The following is a 423-nucleotide window of genomic DNA, read 5'->3' as shown; positions in this document are numbered from 1 at the left end:
GTTACATCCTGCCAGCTTCCATCTTTTCCTGCTTTTGCTTCAATCTTTGCTATTGAGAAACCTTCCGGCATATGACTGGAATCTACCGTAACAGCAATGGTTGTTTCTCCCTGTTTCCAGCCATCCGGTTTCTCAATCGTGATTGCAGGCGTGGTATTCTCAGCTGCATAAGCAGTCTGTGTCTGGAGCAAAGGTGTTGTCAGGCAAAGAAATGTCGTTGCTGCAAGCAAGCTCTTTTTTACCCTGCTTTTAGTAATTGTTCTCTTCTTCTGTTTCATTTTTTCCAGATTCATCATCGGCTTTTGTTTCCTCCTTCTGTATTTCTACCCTGCCGGGCAGTTCATTTTTCATTCTCTTTTTGAAAGCTTCCAATTCTGGAATACTCATATCCATTGCACGGATAATTCTTACAATTTCCAGATT

1 protein-coding gene and 1 pseudogene are annotated in these 423 nt (G+C 41.8%); both read right to left on the bottom strand.

Annotation, left to right across the window (positions count from 1 at the left end):
• Positions 1–296, bottom strand: a pseudogene (locus tag G5B12_RS17115) (CD1107 family mobile element protein); the annotation flags it as partial.
• Positions 250–387, bottom strand: a complete 138-nt coding sequence (locus G5B12_RS17110; protein ID WP_244096137.1) for a hypothetical protein — start codon at positions 385–387, stop codon at positions 250–252. The pseudogene G5B12_RS17115 and the gene G5B12_RS17110, both read right to left, overlap by 47 nt.
• Between the last annotated feature and the right edge of the window lie 36 nt (positions 388–423).

The sequence above is a fragment of the Blautia sp. MSK.20.85 genome (genome assembly GCF_013317245.1).
Classification (GTDB): Bacteria; Bacillota; Clostridia; order Lachnospirales; family Lachnospiraceae; genus Blautia_A.
The sequence above is the reverse complement of the archived record's forward strand: the minus strand, read 5'-3'. Positions and strand labels throughout refer to the sequence as shown.

What these genes read in the sequence shown, in the direction of transcription:
- G5B12_RS17110 (WP_244096137.1), bottom strand. Translation starts at nt 387, where the DNA reads ATGAGTATTCCAGAATTGGAAGCTTTCAAAAAGAGAATGAAAAATGAA.